This is a genomic window from Floridaenema aerugineum BLCC-F46, from assembly GCF_041929345.1.
Taxonomy (GTDB): domain Bacteria; phylum Cyanobacteriota; class Cyanobacteriia; order Cyanobacteriales; family Aerosakkonemataceae; genus Floridanema; species Floridanema aerugineum.
The window spans coordinates 77,133-95,131 of record NZ_JBHFNQ010000219.1 but is presented as its reverse complement, the minus strand read 5'-3'; the positions used below and the strand labels follow the sequence as shown (position 1 = coordinate 95,131).

The 17,999-nt window shown below is 40.6% G+C and carries 20 protein-coding genes and 1 pseudogene; 12 read left to right on the top strand and 9 right to left on the bottom strand.

Annotated features, from left to right (window positions below; genetic code table 11):
• From ACE1CC_RS36985 to ACE1CC_RS31000, 4 genes and pseudogenes are all read left to right on the top strand, one after another.
• Nucleotides 1-136 (top strand): annotated as a pseudogene (locus ACE1CC_RS36985) (RNA-guided endonuclease TnpB family protein); the annotation flags it as partial.
• 208 nt (nucleotides 137-344) lie between these two features.
• Nucleotides 345-1,529, top strand: a complete 1,185-nt coding sequence (locus ACE1CC_RS31010; RefSeq protein WP_413274290.1) for an NAD(P)H-quinone oxidoreductase subunit H — start codon at nucleotides 345-347, stop codon at nucleotides 1,527-1,529.
• A gap of 274 nt (nucleotides 1,530-1,803) precedes the next feature.
• Nucleotides 1,804-3,012 carry an RNA-guided endonuclease InsQ/TnpB family protein gene (locus ACE1CC_RS31005; protein ID WP_413274289.1) on the top strand — a complete coding sequence of 403 codons (1,209 nt, stop codon included), beginning with the start codon at nucleotides 1,804-1,806 and terminating at the stop codon, nucleotides 3,010-3,012.
• Nucleotides 3,013-3,030: 18 nt separating this feature from the next.
• A complete protein-coding gene (locus tag ACE1CC_RS31000; protein ID WP_413274288.1) occupies nucleotides 3,031-4,209 on the top strand; it encodes a class I SAM-dependent methyltransferase in 1,179 nt (392 codons plus the stop codon).
• 81 nt (nucleotides 4,210-4,290) lie between these two features.
• Here ACE1CC_RS31000 and ACE1CC_RS30995 read toward each other — a convergent pair whose 3' ends face one another.
• A complete protein-coding gene (locus tag ACE1CC_RS30995; protein ID WP_413274287.1) occupies nucleotides 4,291-5,430 on the bottom strand; it encodes a M14 family metallopeptidase in 1,140 nt (379 codons plus the stop codon).
• A gap of 188 nt (nucleotides 5,431-5,618) precedes the next feature.
• On the opposite strand from ACE1CC_RS30995, the gene ACE1CC_RS30990 reads away from it, so the two are divergent.
• The gene (locus ACE1CC_RS30990) at nucleotides 5,619-6,701 is read left to right on the top strand and encodes an ATP-dependent 6-phosphofructokinase (RefSeq protein WP_413274286.1); all 1,083 of its coding nucleotides are present in this window, start codon (nucleotides 5,619-5,621) and stop codon (nucleotides 6,699-6,701) included.
• A gap of 62 nt (nucleotides 6,702-6,763) precedes the next feature.
• On the opposite strand, the gene ACE1CC_RS30985 is transcribed toward ACE1CC_RS30990, so the two are convergent.
• The 5 genes from ACE1CC_RS30985 to sufR all read right to left on the bottom strand — a co-directional run bounded on the left by ACE1CC_RS30985 (nucleotide 6,764) and on the right by sufR (nucleotide 9,365).
• Entirely contained in the window at nucleotides 6,764-7,282 is a 519-nt protein-coding gene (locus ACE1CC_RS30985; RefSeq protein WP_413274285.1) for a class I SAM-dependent methyltransferase, read from the bottom strand.
• 12 nt (nucleotides 7,283-7,294) lie between these two features.
• Nucleotides 7,295-7,732, bottom strand: a complete 438-nt coding sequence (locus ACE1CC_RS30980; protein ID WP_413274284.1) for a PIN domain-containing protein — start codon at nucleotides 7,730-7,732, stop codon at nucleotides 7,295-7,297.
• The gene (locus ACE1CC_RS30975) at nucleotides 7,716-7,979 is read right to left on the bottom strand and encodes a hypothetical protein (protein ID WP_413274283.1); all 264 of its coding nucleotides are present in this window, start codon (nucleotides 7,977-7,979) and stop codon (nucleotides 7,716-7,718) included. The genes ACE1CC_RS30980 and ACE1CC_RS30975 overlap by 17 nt, the downstream gene beginning before the upstream one ends.
• 452 nt (nucleotides 7,980-8,431) lie before the next feature.
• Nucleotides 8,432-8,689 (bottom strand): hypothetical protein, encoded by a 258-nt coding sequence (locus tag ACE1CC_RS30970; protein ID WP_413274282.1) that lies wholly within the window; start codon nucleotides 8,687-8,689, stop codon nucleotides 8,432-8,434.
• Nucleotides 8,690-8,699: 10 nt separating this feature from the next.
• Complete coding sequence (gene sufR / locus ACE1CC_RS30965; protein ID WP_413274281.1) at nucleotides 8,700-9,365, bottom strand: iron-sulfur cluster biosynthesis transcriptional regulator SufR; 666 nt, start codon at nucleotides 9,363-9,365, stop codon at nucleotides 8,700-8,702.
• A 258-nt stretch (nucleotides 9,366-9,623) separates the two neighbouring features.
• Between sufR and sufB the strand changes: the two genes are divergently transcribed.
• The 6 genes from sufB to ACE1CC_RS30935 all read left to right on the top strand — a co-directional run bounded on the left by sufB (nucleotide 9,624) and on the right by ACE1CC_RS30935 (nucleotide 15,918).
• Entirely contained in the window at nucleotides 9,624-11,060 is a 1,437-nt protein-coding gene (gene sufB, locus ACE1CC_RS30960; protein ID WP_413274280.1) for a Fe-S cluster assembly protein SufB, read from the top strand.
• 170 nt (nucleotides 11,061-11,230) lie between these two features.
• Nucleotides 11,231-12,019: a Fe-S cluster assembly ATPase SufC gene (gene sufC / locus ACE1CC_RS30955; protein ID WP_413274279.1), complete on the top strand. Its 789-nt coding sequence runs from the start codon at nucleotides 11,231-11,233 to the stop codon at nucleotides 12,017-12,019.
• Entirely contained in the window at nucleotides 12,016-13,362 is a 1,347-nt protein-coding gene (sufD, locus tag ACE1CC_RS30950; protein WP_413274278.1) for a Fe-S cluster assembly protein SufD, read from the top strand. Before sufC ends, sufD begins: the two co-directional genes overlap by 4 nt.
• A gap of 347 nt (nucleotides 13,363-13,709) precedes the next feature.
• Nucleotides 13,710-14,972 (top strand): SufS family cysteine desulfurase, encoded by a 1,263-nt coding sequence (locus ACE1CC_RS30945; RefSeq protein WP_413274277.1) that lies wholly within the window; start codon nucleotides 13,710-13,712, stop codon nucleotides 14,970-14,972.
• 371 nt (nucleotides 14,973-15,343) lie between these two features.
• Nucleotides 15,344-15,670, top strand: coding sequence for a DUF4258 domain-containing protein (locus ACE1CC_RS30940; protein WP_413274276.1), 327 nt, complete (start codon nucleotides 15,344-15,346; stop codon nucleotides 15,668-15,670).
• Nucleotides 15,671-15,672: 2 nt separating this feature from the next.
• On the top strand, nucleotides 15,673-15,918 hold the full coding sequence (locus ACE1CC_RS30935; protein ID WP_413274275.1) for a YgiT-type zinc finger protein: 246 nt from the start codon (nucleotides 15,673-15,675) through the stop codon (nucleotides 15,916-15,918).
• A gap of 418 nt (nucleotides 15,919-16,336) precedes the next feature.
• On the opposite strand, the gene ACE1CC_RS30930 is transcribed toward ACE1CC_RS30935, so the two are convergent.
• The 3 genes from ACE1CC_RS30930 to ACE1CC_RS30920 all read right to left on the bottom strand — a co-directional run bounded on the left by ACE1CC_RS30930 (nucleotide 16,337) and on the right by ACE1CC_RS30920 (nucleotide 17,554).
• A complete protein-coding gene (locus ACE1CC_RS30930) occupies nucleotides 16,337-16,678 on the bottom strand; it encodes a hypothetical protein (protein WP_413274274.1) in 342 nt (113 codons plus the stop codon).
• Nucleotides 16,679-17,093: 415 nt separating this feature from the next.
• Entirely contained in the window at nucleotides 17,094-17,312 is a 219-nt protein-coding gene (locus ACE1CC_RS30925; protein WP_413274273.1) for a type II toxin-antitoxin system HicA family toxin, read from the bottom strand.
• Nucleotides 17,312-17,554 carry a type II toxin-antitoxin system HicB family antitoxin gene (locus ACE1CC_RS30920; RefSeq protein ID WP_413267789.1) on the bottom strand — a complete coding sequence of 81 codons (243 nt, stop codon included), beginning with the start codon at nucleotides 17,552-17,554 and terminating at the stop codon, nucleotides 17,312-17,314. The genes ACE1CC_RS30925 and ACE1CC_RS30920 overlap by 1 nt, the downstream gene beginning before the upstream one ends.
• Before the next feature lie 78 nt (nucleotides 17,555-17,632).
• Here ACE1CC_RS30920 and ACE1CC_RS30915 point away from each other — a divergent pair, with 78 nt between their 5' ends.
• On the top strand, nucleotides 17,633-17,827 hold the full coding sequence (locus ACE1CC_RS30915) for a hypothetical protein (protein WP_413274272.1): 195 nt from the start codon (nucleotides 17,633-17,635) through the stop codon (nucleotides 17,825-17,827).
• The last annotated feature ends 172 nt before the right edge of the window (nucleotides 17,828-17,999 follow it).

Below are 17,999 nucleotides of genomic sequence, written 5' to 3'. Positions count from 1 at the left end.
ATCCAGTACAGGAAAGAAGCTGAATGCAGATGTGAATGGAAGTTATAACATCATGAGAAAAGCAGTCCCAAATGTCTTTGACGATGGGATAGAGGGCATTGTAGTTTGCCCAGTGAGGATCACACCTACAAAATAAGACCTGAGATATTTGTCTATGGTTTTATGAACTATAAGAGTAGTTGAAAAAGCTTTCTTTCCTTCTGCCTTCTGCCCTGGAGCCTTCTATCATGCCTAAGCCAAGTCAACTGTTACCATAGAATTTTGTATGCCTGTCCTAGCTCAAAGGTCGATTCATAAGCCAATATAATTAAGGCAACGAAACAAAATTTAAAAATTGCTGTTCTATGGCAAGAATCGAAACGAGAACAGAACCAATGGTTCTGAACATGGGGCCGCACCATCCCTCGATGCACGGGGTACTGCGGTTGATTGTTACTTTAGATGGGGAAGATGTAGTTGATTGTGAACCTGTAATTGGCTACCTACATCGCGGCATGGAGAAAATTGCCGAGAACCGCACCAATATTATGTATGTTCCTTACGTTAGTCGTTGGGACTATGCGGAAGGGATGTTCAACGAAGCTGTCACCGTGAATGCGCCGGAAAAGTTGGCGGGAATTGAAGTTCCCAAACGCGCCAGCTATATTCGGGTGATTATGCTGGAGTTGAACCGCATTGCGAACCATTTATTGTGGCTTGGCCCATTTTTGGCTGACGTTGGCGCACAAACTCCGTTTTTCTACATTTTCCGGGAACGGGAATATATTTACGATTTGTGGGAAGCGGCGACAGGTTATCGGATGGTGAATAACAACTACTTCCGCATTGGGGGAGTAGCGGTAGATTTACCTTACGGTTGGGTGGATAAGTGTTACGATTTCTGCGACTACTTTATGCCTGTGGTTGACGAATACGAACGCTTGATCACAGATAACCCGATTTTCCGGCGACGGACTGAAGGTGTGGGTACTATCACCCGCGAAGAGGCGATTAATTGGGGTCTTTCTGGCCCAACGTTACGCGGTTCTGGCGTGAAGTGGGATTTGCGAAAGGTTGACCACTACGAATGTTATGATGACTTCGATTGGGAAGTGCATTATGAAACTACTGGTGATTGTCTCGCCCGCTATTTGGTGAGAATTCGGGAAATGCGGGAGTCGGTAAAGATTCTTCGCCAAGCTTTAAAAGGTCTTCCCGGTGGCCCTTATGAGAATTTGGAAGCGAAGCGGTTGGCAGGTGGGCCGAAATCTGAGTGGAATGGTTTCGATTATCAGTACATCGCCAAAAAAGTCGCCCCAACTTTCAAAATTCCTAAAGGTGAGTACTACGCCCGTGTGGAAAGTGGTAAAGGGGAATTGGGAATTTACCTGATTGGTGATGACAATGTGTTCCCTTGGCGCTGGAAAATTCGCGCTGCTGATTTTGTGAATCTGCAAATTCTGCCTCACCTGTTAAAGGGTGTGAAGGTTGCTGATATTGTGGCGATTTTGGGCAGTATCGACATTATCATGGGTTCGGTAGACCGTTAGGAAGTTTTGAGTTTTGAGTTTTGAGTTTTGAGTTAATAAAGTTATGAGGACTCGAAATTCAAGGCTCAAAATTCACAACTAATTATTTTTATAATTATCTAAATGGAGCAAGAAAAGTTCCATCACAACGCAGTTTTAGGGGAGATGAATTGCAACTTTAAAACTCAGATTGAGCGTTCGACTTAACTCACGCCGAAGTCGTAGCGAATCAATATAGTTTGACGCAAGTGTTTTCCCAGATTATACTATTAGTAATTTATTGGATTAATGAGTGATGTTGACAGCTTTAAAGGTAAGACTGTATCCGAATAAAGAACAGCAAATAGCCTTAGCCAAAAACTTTTGCTGTTGTCGCTTTGTTTGGAATTATTACCTAAATAAGACCAACACTCAGGATCAAGAAACGGGAAAGGGACTAAGCTATTGCGATATGGCTAAAGACTTGACGCAACTGAAGAAAGTTGCAGAATATATTTGGTTGCAAGAAGTATCTTCTTCGGCATTACAGCAATCGCTAAAGAACCTAGAAACAGCGTTCAAAAACTTCTTTGAACATCGAGCCAAATTCCCAAAGTTCAAAAGCAAACATCAAAAGCAATCGCTTCGTTATCCAGCAGGTTGTTCGATTAAAAGTGGTAGCGTACAACTTCCTAAACTAGGAATTGTCAAAGCAGTAATTTCTAAAAATAACCTTGGCAAAATCAAATCTGTAACTGTTTGCAAATCCAGTGTTGATAAGTATTTCGCCGCTATTTTGTTTGAAGTTGAAGATGTACGAACTAATAAAGAGGGCAAGATTTCAGGAATCGATCTAGGTCTAAATTCCTTAGTGACGGTGTTTGACGGCGAGACAACTTACAAGGTTGAACCGATTCGTGCTACCAAGAAGTACGCCAAGGGATTAAGACCCAGACAACAATCATTGTCTCGAAAAAAGAAAGGTTCTAATAATCGTAAAAGACAGGTAAAAAGAGTAGCCAAGGTTCACCAGAAAATCACATATACAAGGCAAGACTTTCTCCATAAACTCTCTCATAAGTTAGTCAGTGAAAATAAAACTATTGTAGTAGAGAGCCTTTGTGTAAAAGGATTAGCACGTACCAACAAAGCCAAATCTGTATTAGATTCTGGATTTGGGATGCTAGTTAATTTCTGGGACTACAAACTAAAAAGAGTTGGCGGAATGCTTGTAGAAGTTAACAGGTTCTTTCCCAGTAGAAAGCTTTGTAATTGTTGCAAATATAAGAATGATTCTCTCACCTTAAAAGATAGAGAATGGGTTTGTCCTAAATGCCTTACCCATCACGATAGGGATGAGAACGCAGCGAAGAATTTGCGGTCAGAAGGGATGAGAATCCTGTCAACAAATACCGTAGGGCATACGGAATTTCAAGCTTGTGGAGAGGGTGTAAGACTCGCTAGTAATTCTACTAGAAAGCAACGCTCTAGGAAACAAGAATCTCCCGTTACACCGTCAGTTTAACGGGAGAGTGTCAATTTTATGGATGATTCTAACTTAGGTTTGCGGGGAGCGATCGCATCTCAAATCTCTTCCCACCCCCAAAAACGCATTACTTTCGCCGAATACATGAATTTGGCACTTTATCACCCAGAACAAGGTTACTACACTACAAATCAAGTTAACATTGGCTCGCAAGGTGATTTTTTTACTTCTCCTCATTTAGGTGCAGATTTTGGCGAGTTGTTGGCAAAACAATTTTGCCAAATGTGGGAAGTTCTAGGTCGTCCAGTACCTTTTAATTTAGTGGAAATGGGCGCAGGGCAAGGAATTTTAGCCGGAGATATTCTGCGTTATTTACACAAGCACCATTTCGAGTTTTTCTCTGCTTTAGATTACATCATTGTCGAAAAGTCCTCTGCCTTAAGGTTGGAACAAGAAAAACGGTTGTCTAATTTCCCTCTGCGTTGGTGTGAGTGGGAGGAAATACCCGCTAATTCCCTGGTTGGATGTTGCTTTTCCAATGAACTCATAGATGCTTTTCCGGTGCATCAGGTAATTTGGGAACAAGGGGAATTAAAAGAAATTTATGTAACTTTAGGGAAGGAAGGGGAGTTTGTGGAAGTAACCGGAGAAGTTTCTACAAATCGGTTAGTTGAGTATTTTGATTTCCTGGAGATTGATTTGGCGAAAAACGCTTATCCAGAGGGCTATCGCACTGAGGTAAATTTGCTAGCTTTGGATTGGTTAAGCATGATTTCTGAGAAAATCCAACGGGGTTATTTGTTAACTATTGATTATGGTTATCCTGCCCATCGTTACTATAGTTTAGGGCGTTCTCTGGGAACTTTGCAATGCTATTATCGCCATAGTCATCATAATGATCCTTATATCAATATTGGGCGGCAAGATATTACTGCTCATGTTGATTTTACCAGTTTGGAAAAATGGGGCGAGTTGTGCGGTTTGCGGCGGTTGGGTTTTACGCAGCAAGGGTTGTTTTTGATGGCGTTGGGGTTGGGCGATCGTATTTCGTCTATTTCTGATAGTAACGCTACCAATTTTCAGGATATTCAAAAAGTTTTACAACGTCGAGATTCCCTGCACCAAATGATTAACCCAATGGGTTTGGGTGGTTTTGGTGTGTTGCTGCAATGTCGCGGTTTAATGGAGGAGGAAATAGCTCAACCTTTGCAGGGTTTTACTATTCCGAAAAGGTAGTTTTTAGGTACGTTGTTGCGCTTTAGCGCTAAAGAAAGGCGCTGAAGCGCAACAACGTACTATTTTAATATTAGAGTTAGTTTAAGAGTCAGTTTCTAAGATGGTGAGGACGTATTCTGCTTGGTTGACTGAATGGTTGGTGGATAGGTCGAAAATTATGCCACTTTTTTCAGCCTTGACATCTATTATAGCAGGTAATTTGCCTTCTTTGTTAAAGGCAATTATTTGGTAAACTCCCTCTCTTGCTGTTACATAAGTCCCTAAATTTAGGCGATTTTGAATTACTCCGCCAAGGGGAGCATAGTATTTTTTAAGTTGAGTTTTTCGGGTATAATTTATTTGATGATTTGCTGTTTCTGGCAGAGGAAATCCAGGGATTGATAGTATACCTTTTTGGGCTAAGTAGTTTTTAATTCCTCGCACTCCTTTGGCAACTGATTCGGGATTCATTTGCATCCCAGAGCCTAATTCTAATGTCCATGATTCTAAGTCAAATTGTATCGGTTTTCCTTGCTGTGCTAGGGCATCTTCCAAGGCTAGCCAAGGCTTTAAAAAGGCTTCGTCAAAGGCATCTCCGTCATATTCGTTGAGTAAAATTTCATAGTCTAAAAGGAAGGCTTTGGCGCTTTCTTCTCTACCTTTGAATCCGTAAATGTAATCTATGCCATGATTGCTCGAACTGTGAATATCAATAACATAATTGGCATCTAAACATAAAGATTGTAGTTGATATCGGTATAACTCGCTTAAAGGTGCTCCACTGGGAGAATTTATCTTGTCTGCTAGTTTTTCAAAGTTTTGTTTAATTCGCTGAAGATAATTTTCTCTAATAACATCAGCATCAAAATTTAGCTGTGTTTTAACAAATATTTCCAAATCTTTACATTCTTTTTCAAAATCCCAAAATATGCGATTCCAATCTTTACCATCATAAATGTTAAATCTTCCAGTAGAAAAGTAGTGAGTACGTTGGTTTGTGCTAAAAGGATTACAGAGGGGAACAAGCCATATTTCACCAGCAATATTTGTGGGATTGAGAGTAATCAAAAACTCAATTAACTGATGAATGACGGCATTACCAACAATTTCAGCACCATGTAAATTGGCTTGAAGATAAGCTTTTTTACCGGGGGTGGAACCAATAAATTTATAGATTTGGAGGGAAAAGAGATCGCCAGAGGCGAGTTGTACCAGAGGAAGTTGAGAAATTGTCGGAATCATCTGTAACTCCTAGAGAGATTAAACCTAATGACGGTAGGATTACTTCCTCTGAGATTAACACCGTCAGAGCAAATATTAGGTAGTGGATGAGCAACTTTAGCTGAGATATTCCCAAATAATAAAGCGATAGCTACTTACCAATAATTCACTACTTAACTAATGCCAGTTACTATTGAAGACATAAAGATATGCAAGAACAAAAACGCATTGGAATTTTAACTAGTGGTGGCGACTGTGCAGGCTTAAATGCAGCAATTAGAGGTGCCGTATGTCGTGCTGTAGGTTCCTATGGCTGGAAAGTTTTAGGGATTCGTCAAGCCACAATGGGATTAATGAATTCTCCACCTGACTTTATTCCGTTGGATATAGATAAAGTTGATGAATTGTTAATTATGGGTGGTACGTTTTTAGGAACAACAAATACGGGAGATCCCTTTGCTTTTCCTATGCCTGATGGTACCACACGCGATCGCTCATCGGAAATTATCGCTGGCTATCATCAATTAGGGTTAGATGCCTTAATAGTAATTGGTGGCGATGGTAGCATGGACATTGTGCGAAAAATTGCCCAAAAAGGCGGGATGAATTTAGTAGCTATTCCCAAAACTATTGACAACGATGTTGGCAGCACAGAACGTTCTATTGGGTTTGACACAGCGGTTAATATCGCCACAGAATCCTTAGATCGCTTGCATTTTACAGCCGCTAGTCACAACCGAGTCATGATTTTAGAAGTCATGGGACGTGACGCTGGACATATTGCCATTAGTGCTGGAATAGCTGGTGGAGCTAATATAATTCTCATCCCAGAAATTCCTTATAGTCTGGAGAGTATTTGCGAGAAGATTCGGGAACGTCAAGAGTCTGGAAAGAACTATTCTTTGGTAATTGTTTCCGAAGCTGTGAAGGCAGAAAATGGCGAAACAATTAAGAATATAAATCGTTTAGGACAAACCAGATATGGCGGTATTGGTCAATATTTGGCTGATAAAATTTGCGCCTGTAGCGGTGCAGAAACCAGAGTAACAGTATTAGGACATATCCAACGTGGCGGTACACCTTCACCATTGGATAGATTAACTGGTTCTGTGTTTGGAGTAGCAGCAATTGATTTAATTGCTGAAGGTAAATATGATTGCATGGTAAGTTGGCAAAATCGCCAAGTAGTGAGCGTACCAATTCCTGAAGCGATCGGCAAATATAGTACAGTAGATCCCAATGGAATGTTAGTTAAAACCGCCAGAGGTCTAGGCATTTGTTTGGGAGATTAATTGGTACGTTGTTGCGCTTTAGCGCTCTTGTTTAGCGCTAAAGCGCAACAACGTACTTTAGTTTATTTAGTAGCAATTACATTTAAACTGATTAAAGTATTTTCTACTCGCATAATACTCGTATCATTAAAGAAACCGAAACTTTCTACTTTTGTCCAGTTTATAAAACCAACTTCTCGTAAAAAAATGGATAAAATTTCTAAATCAAAACCAACTTTATGGACATCATACTCATTTTTTTGACCACCAAACATTACCGCCATTAAGTAATAGCGATCGTAAACAGATAGTTTATCATTCAAATATAGCCAACACAAAACTCTTAAATTGGGAACGCTGATATAAAGTTTTCCCCCGGGTTGCAATACTCGATACCATTCCTTTAAAGTATTCAATAACTCATTATTCAAACCATGATGAAAATGTTCTAAAACATGGCTAGCATAAATTGCTTCAATAGAATTATCAGCAAACTGTTCTAAATTTGCCGCATTACCTACAAAATCTACTTCGGGACGCGCTTCAACATCTAAAATTTTCCAATCGGGATGTGTTTCTGTTCCGCCAATGTGAAGTTTCATGGGTTTTAAATTTCAACTTTGATTTGTCTGCATTTGAATTAGTAAAGTTTCTGTTGTCCAAGTCGGACAACCACAACCTAAAAAATCACAGTCTTGTGTCCAAATTGCTGCATCCATTAATAATGCTAACGCTACCGTTGACCAATCATTTGGATCTCTGGGAATGCGATTTCTGGCTTCAGTTTCTAAGTGGATATAGTTAGGTTCTGTAATGACTGTAATTTTAGTTTCAATCAAATGTATTGCTTGAGCAAGTAAAAGTTGTGCGTTTGCTTCCGTGAGTCTACCTCGGCTTACCATTAATGGTATGCGTCGTCTGATTTCATACTGAGTTTCATCTAAAACTTGTTCAGTTATATAAAGCATCAGTGCAGGATTTTGGATTAAATTTTGCCCTCTTTGTCGCAGCAGTTCTCCTATTAAAATATTTGCATCAACTATTAATATCATAAGGAAACGGCTTGCTTGTATCAAAAAGGTCAGCTAATTCATCTTCTGTCATACCAGTTTCAGCGAGTACACGCTGTACTGTTTCACTCAATTGTTTAACAGCACGTTCGACTTCTTCCTGATTTGGTCGCTTTTTGGGATAATAAAATCCTACTACTTCGCCATTATGTTCGATCGCTAAAGCTTCATTACCTGTAAAATAATTAATAGAGTGTTCTGCTAACTCCTCTACGGCAATATGTTTCATGGCTCAATACCTAGCTTAGTAGTCAAATTTTAACTTAAGTTGTAAACTTGAGTTATCTTTTTTTGAACCACGTTCGCGTAGCGTGTGCGTAGCACGTAAGACACGAAGGACACGAAGGAAAGAACAAGAAAAAAGCTATTTCATAATTCATTTAGGATTGCTAGATTGCTTATCCTGTTATAGAGGACGCTTAAAGTAAATAAATGTCCACACACTATCAGCAGGAGGAGAAAATCCTACCATTTCCCAACCCTCTTGACCCAATTGGTTTAAAAAGATACGCAAAGGCTTTCTATTCCATTCTTTTAATTCCTGTCCATCCATGTAAAGTTGTTCTATTTATTGTGTATTTCCCAGTCCTATTAAATCATATTTAACAATACAATATTCCCAAGTTTGCCTTGAATTTGTGTTACTCATTTTCAGATCGTTGTTCTTTTAATGAAAAGTATTTACCACTTCAAAAACGCCGCATCAATCCCTTGTTCCCGGCGAATTTTGCCATCTTTTTCAAACCAAGCAATAATTTGTTGAGTTGTTAAATCTTCAATTGCTACCCCGTATTCTTGGGCGATATGCTGCAATAATTTTAAAGAGGAAATAGTTAATCTAGTTAAAAACTTTTCATGATTTGCCAGCAAAGCACCATCAACCATTGCTGACTCTTCTAAAGTTAAAAATTGCGCTCCTGGTTGTCCTTGTGGATTCATAATTAAAAACTTAACTTCGGGATTTTTTCGTAATCATATAACCGCAGCGATGTTGCCCATTAATTAACCAGTGGGTACGCTCAACAGTGCAGTCTGGTAAAATCGTGGCAAACATTTCTAATTCATGAGAGCAAACGCTGGGGAAAGTTTCCGCGACATCAGAAATCGCACAGTTATGCTCGGTAAACATGAACTGAGAACAATTCCCATTTTGAGCAGTTTCCGATTCAATGGGATACCATTCTGCCATGTAACCTTCGGCGCGACGCAGGTCAACTAATTTAGCAACACGCTCTCCCAGTTTACCGCTACCGATGCGATCGCGATATTCCAACGCCTTTTGTTGCCACTGTTTCTGTAAAATATTATTAACTTGCTCTTTTCCTAGAGTTTGTGCGATCGTATCCAACAGCGATACAGCGAATTTACCATGATTGTTGGGAAAGCGATCGCGCCCCTTCCGACTCAAACGGTAAGCGTGTTGAGGTCGCCCCATCCCCGCCTGCACCAACTCATACTCGATAAGTTCTTCCGCTTCTAAATCTTTGAGATGACGGCGAACCGCTTGAGGACTGATATCCAAAGTCTGGGCCAATTCCAGCGCCGTTGCTTCACCTCGCTGCAATAGATGTTCCAGGATATCTTGCTTAGTTGAAGTTTGCTCTATGGTCGTCATCTTCCCAGGACTCCATGCAGAAAATGTTACTTTGACAACTTACTAGTTGTTAATGTAGCTTAAAATAGACTAAGAAAACAAATTAGTTGTTTTAGTCATACTAAATCCTAACCTGTCTAGCCCCAGATTGCTAGAGGGACTGGAAGCACAGAGACGTAGAACCGGGACGTAGAACAGGCATCCTGCCTGTCAGCCCAAAGGCAACCACCCGTCTTCCACCAAAGAGTAGAACACATAGAGAACACGAGAGAACCGATAATGAGTGCCACTGTCAAAACTTTAGTCAATCAGCCATATAAATATGGCTTTGTCACCGACATCGAGGCAGACATCATCCCCAAAGGACTAAGCGAGGATGTAGTTCGCCTCATCTCTGCCAAAAAGAACGAACCAGAGTTCATGCTAGAGTTCCGCCTCAAGGCGTATCGGCAATGGCTAAAGATGACAGAGCCCACTTGGCCCCATGTTACCTACCCACCAATAAATTACCAAGACATCATCTACTACTCCGCACCCAAGCAAAAGAAAAAGCTCAACAGCATCGAAGAAGTAGACCCCACCCTGTTAGAAACCTTCGAGAAATTGGGAATTCCCCTTTCCGAACAAAAGCGGCTTTCCAACGTTGCGGTCGATGCTATCTTCGACAGCGTTTCCGTCGCCACTACCTTTAGAGAGAAATTAGCCAAAGAAGGCGTAATTTTCTGCTCAATTTCCGAAGCATTGCAAGAATATCCCGAATTAGTGCAGAAATATTTGGGAAGCGTTGTTCCGGTTGCTGATAACTTCTACGCTGCACTTAATTCAGCAGTTTTTAGCGACGGTTCCTTCGTTTATATTCCTAAAAACACCAAATGTCCAATGGAATTGTCCACCTACTTCCGCATTAATACCGGAGAGTCGGGACAATTTGAAAGAACATTAATTGTTGCCGAAGAAGGCAGTTATGTCAGCTATTTAGAAGGCTGCACTGCGCCAATGTTTGATACTAATCAATTACACGCCGCAGTTGTGGAATTAGTAGCTTTGGATAATGCTGAAATCAAATATTCCACAGTACAAAACTGGTACGCCGGAGACGAAAATGGCAAAGGTGGAATTTACAACTTTGTCACCAAGCGCGGACTTTGCCAAGGCGTGAATTCTAAGATTTCTTGGACTCAAGTAGAAACGGGTTCTGCTATTACTTGGAAATATCCCAGCTGCGTGTTAGTTGGCGATAATTCCGTTGGCGAATTCTACTCAGTGGCGCTGACAAATCATAAGCAGCAAGCTGACACTGGAACCAAGATGATACATATTGGCAAGAATACTAGCAGCACGATTATTTCTAAGGGTATTTCTGCCGGGAATTCTAAGAATAGTTATCGCGGTTTGGTGAAAATTGGGCCGAAAGCTCAAGGGGCAAGAAATTATTCTCAATGTGATTCAATGTTGATTGGGGATAATGCTCAAGCGAATACTTTCCCTTATATTCAAGTGCAGAATAACACCGGGAAGTTGGAGCATGAGGCTTCGGTTTCTAAGATTGGTGATGAACAGTTGTTCTATTTCGCGCAACGGGGAATTTCGGAAGAAGACGCAATTTCGATGATGATTAATGGCTTCTGTAAGGATGTTTTTAATCAGTTGCCAATGGAATTTGCTGTGGAAGCTAATCGTTTATTAAGTCTGAAGTTGGAAGGTTCAGTTGGTTAATTTTGCACCGCAGATGAATGCAGATATCTCTGTATTATTACAGTAAAGTTGAATCTACATCTGTGTTCATCTGTGGATATCTGTGGTTAAAAAATCTTTTTTTTGAACCGCAAAGGACGCAAAGAGCGCAAAGAAAGAGAAGAAGAAAGAGATAAAAGAGAGTTAGGAAGATGATTGTTGAGAATAGTCCGGTGATTTTGTCGGTTCGCGATTTAAGGGCGAATGTTGATGGGAATGAGATTTTGAAGGGTTTGAATTTGGAGATGAGGGCGGGAGAAATTCACGCTATCATGGGGCCAAATGGTTCTGGTAAGAGTACTTTTTCTAAGGTTTTGGCTGGGCATCCTGCTTATGAGGTGACTGGCGGTGAGGTGATTTTTCAAGGGCAAAATCTCTTGGAAATGGAACCGGAAGAAAGGTCTAGAACTGGGGTGTTTTTGGCTTTTCAATATCCTTTGGAAATTCCCGGTGTGAGTAATTTGGATTTCTTGCGGGTGGCTTATAATTCTCACCGGAAGAGTAAGGGTTTGGAAGAGTTGGATGCTTTTGATTTCCAAGATTTGGTGGAACAAAAGTTGGAAGTGGTGAAGATGAATCCTAGCTTTTTAACCCGGAGTGTGAATGAGGGTTTTTCTGGTGGGGAAAAGAAGCGGAATGAGATTCTGCAAATGGCGTTGTTGGAACCGAAGTTGGCGATTTTAGATGAGACTGATTCAGGTTTGGATATCGACGCTTTGAAGATTGTGGCAAATGGTGTTAATCAATTGGCAAATGCGGAAAATGCCATGTTGGTTATTACGCACTATCAAAGATTGTTGGATTACATCATTCCTGATTATGTTCATGTGATGGAAGCTGGCAGAATTGTCACTACCGGAACTAAGGAATTAGCTTTGGAATTGGAAGCTCGCGGTTATGATTGGGTAACGGAAGAAAAGGCAACTGAGGTGGTACGATGATTACACAAGTTGCTAATAGAGAAACTTTTCTGCCTGAGTTGGTAAATCAGTGCCGCAAGTTGGGTAAAGGTAAGCGGGAAGGTTGCGCTTATGGGTTAAAAGATTTGCGCGATGCTGCTGCGGAATATGTGCTTGGTTCTAAGTTTCCTACTACTAGAGATGAGGAATGGCGGTTTACTGATATCTCGCCTCTTTTAGAAATTCCTTTGCAAGTTCCTGACTTAACTCATGAACCAAATTTGGCTTTGTCTTCGCTAACTTTGCCAGTTAGTGCTAAGGATGCTTTGCCATTGCGGGTGGTGTTTGTAAATGGTTACTATGCACCCCAGTTGTCAACGATGGAAGCATCGCTGTTGCCAACTTTGGCGATGGAGTTTTTTGCTGGGAATTTATCGAATGCGCCAGGAAATTATCACGCCCGTATCCGCGAATTACTCAACCAAGAACAACAATATAATGATGTGTTCACCGCCCTAAATATTACAGGGTTGGCGGATGCAGCAGTGGTGTATGTGCCAAAAAATCAACAGATTGAAACTCCGATTCATCTGTTATTTATTACTATGCCAGGTGAAACACCTGTTTTGGCACAACCTCACTGTTTAGTAATCGCTGAATCTGGTAGTAGCGTTAGCATCGTTGAGGATTTTGCTGTTATCGGTAATATCGCTACTTTTACCAATGCGGTAACGCAAATTTGGGTAGGAGAAAACGCTGCGGTTAATCATATTCGCTTGCAGAGAGAGGGTAGGGAAGCGATTCATGTGGGGAGGAGTGCGATCGCACAATCCCGCGACAGTCGCTATACTTGTAATGCCATCAGTTTAGGCGGGAAAATCTCCCGTCATAACCTAGAAGTTTTCCAAACTGGCGAACAAACCGAAACCACAGTTAACGGTTTAACAATGATTGCTGGCGAACAACTTTCCGACACCCACAGCGCCATCAATCTTAGCAAACCTCACGGTACAACTCGCCAATTACATAAATGTATTGTCGCCGATAAAGCACACGCTGTATTTAACGGAAAAGTCTTCGTTCCCCAAGCAGCACAACTCACCGATGCAGCACAATTAAATCGCAATTTGTTACTCTCCCCCAAAGCAAGAGTTGACACCAAACCTCAACTAGAAATCACCGCTGATAACGTCAAATGTTCACACGGCGCAACAGTTAGTCAACTGGATGCAGAAGAAGTTTTCTATCTTCAAAGTAGAGGATTAAATGAAAACGACTCCCGCAACCTTTTAATTAACGCCTTCGCCGCTGAAATCATCAATAAATTACCCATTCCCTCACTGCGAGAAACCCTTTATTCAGTAGTGAAACAAATGGAAAGATAGACGGGGGATTGGGGATTGGGGACTGGTGACTGGGAACTGGTGACTGGGGACTGGGAAATAATACAAATTAACTTTTCGCCTCCTCACCAGTAACCTACAAAAACCATCTGCGTTCATCTGCGGTTTAAAATCAAAACTTTCTGGCATCACCAGTAATACTAAATCCGGGTAAAAAACCCTCTTTATAAATGAACCGCAGAGGCGCAGAGAACGCAGAGGAAAGAGAGAGAAGATATCAGGGGTAACTAACCCGGATTTGGTATAACCTACAAAAACCATCTGTGTTCATCTGTGTTTATCTGTGGACATCTGTGGTTAAAAAAACAATTATTCAAACCTCACCAAAAATGACAATCACAAAAGAAAGAACCCTTGCCGAAATAGTCCGTAAAGACTTCCCAATCTTACACCAAGAAGTCAACGGCAAACCCTTAGTTTATCTCGACAACGCCGCTACCTCACAAAAACCCTTAGCGGTACTCGATGCGCTGCGAAATTACTACGAACAATATAACTCAAACGTGCATCGTGGAGTTCACACTTTAAGCGGAAAAGCTACCGACGCTTACGAAGGTGCGCGGGTAAAAATTGCCAAATTTGTTAACGCTAACTTACCCGAAGAAATCATCTACACCCGCAACGCTTCCGAAGCAATTAACTTAGTAGCTTATGCTTGGGGTTTAACTCACTTACAACCCGGAGATGAAATTATCCTCTCCGTTATGGAACATCATAGCAACTTAGTCCCCTGGCAATTAGTAGCTAAAACTACAGGCGCGGTATTAAAATTCGTCGAACTAACCCCCAGCGAAGAATTCGATTTAGAACAGTACAAATCCCTAGTTTCCGATAAAACCAAACTCGTCTCCGTAGTTCATGTTTCTAACACCTTGGGTTGCATCAATCCGGTGGAAGAAATCACCGAAATTGCTCATAAATATGGCGCAAAAGTATTAATTGATGCTTGCCAAAGTACACCACATCTGCCTATTGATGTCCAAAAAATTAATTGTGATTGGTTAGTAGCATCTGGACATAAAATGTGTGGGCCAACAGGTATCGGCTTCTTGTATGGTAAAGAAAAAATCCTGCGGGCAATGCCGCCTTTTTTGGGTGGTGGTGAAATGATTGCTGATGTGTTTTTAGAGAGTTCAACTTATGCGGATATTCCCCATAAATTTGAAGCGGGAACTCCGGCAATAGCTGAAGCAATTGGACTTGGTGCTGCGGTTGATTATCTTTCTAATATTGGCATGGAAAAAATTCATGCTTACGAAGCGGAATTAACAGCTTATTTGTTTGAACAATTGCGCCAAATTCCCGAAATTAGAATTTATGGCCCTCAAGCTGATTCTACAGGAGAAAATAGAGCGGCACTCGCTTCTTTTACGTCGGGAAATGTGCATCCTCATGACTTATCTACGATTTTAGATCAAGCTGGGGTGGCGATTAGGGCGGGGCATCATTGTACTCAACCTTTACACCGTTATTTGAAAGCTCAATCTACTGCGAGAGCGAGTTTGTATTTTTACAATACGAAGGAAGAGATTGATGTTTTTATTGCGGCTTTGAGGGAAGCGATCGAATTTTTTGGCGGAATTTTTGGGTAAAATCGTAGTCGGGCGGGTTTTGTTGAGAGATTGTCTTTGAGAATCATAAATTATCTGCTAAACCCGCCCCTACAATTAGATATAAACTTGATGATATTATGCCCGAATCTGTAGGAATTGCTAAAGCGATTACTAATTTAAATGTAGCTCATGAAAGGTTAAGTTTAAGTCCGAATAATGAGCCGGATTTTTTTACTGACATACACGCCACCAGTTGACATTGCATCATATTAAGTGCTATACTAGAAAAGTAGAGTTTAATGAAATCATAGATGAAAGTATACATAAAACCATAAAAAAATCTATTTAGTTAAAGTAAAACATAAAATATATTAACTTTTTTAACTTATTTATACAAAAGGATATCCAAATTGAATATAACAGACTTAGTTCGAGCAATTGAGCTTGATCGGGTTTCGGTGAGCGAACACGCTGAGCAGGAGGCTGAGGCTGATGGCTTATCGCTTGCTGAGGTGTATGCTTCAGTTCGTTGCGGAGAAATGATTGAACATACACCAGCAAAAGGCCGATGTTTACCCAAGTGCTTAATATACGGTCAACCCCCATGTGGTAGACATATTCATAGCGTTTGGGCATACAATGACCATAAGCAACTAGCAATTTTAATCACAGTCTATGATCCTAGCGAAAGCTCCTGCCTGTGGTTTGACAACTATCGCAAAAGAAGACAAATATGATTATGAGTGAAGTCTGCCCAATGTGCTGTGGGCAGACCGTTGAAAAGAAAGTTACCAGAGTGATAAGTGGCGGTGGTCATACCGCCACTTTAGAGGTACAAGCTGAAGTTTGCTTAGAGTGTGGCGAAAAACTTTATCCAGCAAATATGGTAAGGCGTTTTCAGGAGATTAAAGCGAAATTAGAACGTCAAGAACTGGGGGATTTCATCTTCACTTCTCAAAGTAAAGATTTCTTAATGTTGGTATGAATTAGGACAATCTAATTAGTGTTAAAATTTTAACATTACTACCGCTAAGGAGGTGATTCTGTCTTTAAAGTAGCCTCAGTCTAAAAATTTTATATATTACGTAAACGAGCAAAAGGAGAATCTAATTGATCAACTCAAATTCTCGGGAACGAAATGTTTTGCAAGGCGAGGCGCGTGAAAAAATTGAAAATGGTAAAGCGAAAACGTTTGAAAAAGACAAGAAATACATGATTCAAATACAAACGTGGATTTCTTGCTCTTGTGGCAGATCCCCCATTCCTGGGGAATTTGTTTGTTACCGATGCAGTGAATAACTTTTAAAATAACTTTTGGCAGGTGATGAAAAGTTAAATAAATAAATTATAAAAGAGCCTCTAAACGGAGGCTCTTTACTTATTGACCTTACTTGTATTTTGTGTCAAATGTCACGTCGAAAGATGTATGGGTAAAAAGTATCCGAAGCAGAATAAAGGTGTAAGATGTTGTCTAAGTAATACAGCTTTAGTTGCTTCACCTGTAGTGTAGAAACAGCAGATCCTACTGATGTAAATGTAAAAACATCATTTTCCCAATAAAAATTACGTGCTATTTTTTGAGGATCATAAATTGCCCATAAATTTGCTTTGAGATGACTAGGAGGCTTTTCATTGCTCTTGCTCCAGTAAAGACCTTCCGCCTCAGATTCCTTCAGCCAGGTAAGGATTTTATAGCGATTTTCTTTATTAGGATTTTCTAAAATCCAAGAAATAAATTGTTCCATATTATTCCTCTGTTATTATGAGCTATTTGTTATTTCCTCTATTATAGTAAGAACGTAGCTAGCAAACAGACATAAACTAGGGAAATACCATCGCCCTCTCTTTCTCTTCCCTTCGTGTCCTTCGTGTCTTCGTGGTTCAAAAAAAACTCTGCGTTCTCTGCGTCTGGAGTTGTTGAAAAAAGATCGATCGCACGCCACAAACAAACAGAAACTAGGGAAATGCGATCGCCCTCCCTTTCCTTTGCGTTATGCAGCGTTCTTTGCGGTTTAAAAAAGATCGATCGCACGCCACAAACAAACAGAAAATAGAGAAGTGCGATCGCCCTATCTTTCCGTTGCGTTATGCAGCGTTCTTTGCGGTTTAAAAAAGATCGATCGCAGCAAACAAACAGAAACTAGGGAAGTGCGATGGCACTTACAACTCCTCCCATTCATCTCTGGTGATTTCAGCCTGACGCAAGATTTGAACAAGCAATGCGGGAGTAATATCTCCCTGATGGGGATTAGGAATCCATACTTTAAGATTTTCTTTGATCATGTACTGATGCTTCCCACCCGAATAGGGGCCAGAAAATCCTAGCTGTTTCAGAAAGCGAATCAAATCCAAGCGTTTAATAGCTCTTAGTGGCGGCATTAAGCTACCTCTAACTGTGGATTCAAATCAATCCCATCTACAATTGGTAATGAATGCTGCAACCGCAATCCTAAAATAATCCAGCCTTCTAACACTTCTTGTAACAATTCTCTACAGGATTCTAGCGTTTCTGAATTTGCATATACACCTTGCAATCCTGGGATTTCTCCGTAAAAAGTTCCATCTTCTAGCAACTGATACTTTGCTTGACGCATTGCAGCTTCAACATAATTTATCAGCATTTTAAGTACTTTATGCTTTGTTACTTCTACTATTATAGTAACGTCGCAGCAACCAAACAATCAAAAACTAAAGAAACAATGTCGTCACCTTCTGCCAAACACAAGAAACACAATGGGGAGTCCCCCGAATTTTTAACTCCTGAACAAGTTCGAGTTGGGACTAATGCGATCGTGACTCATGCTGAAAGGCAAGCTTTTTGGAGAAATTCTGAAGTTGGTAAGTTATTGGGTTTCGATCGCTGGCCCGATGTTAAACAAGAAGATGATAAGTAAAAGTAGTAAAGTGCGATCGCTCTATCTTTCCTTTGCGCCCTTTGCGTTCTTTGTGGTTTAAAAAAGAGCGATCGCACGCCACAAACAAACAGAAAATAGGGAAATGCGATCGCCATTTACGCTATTTTAGGGAATAATACTATAAACTAAAAGCTGATTAACCATAATCATG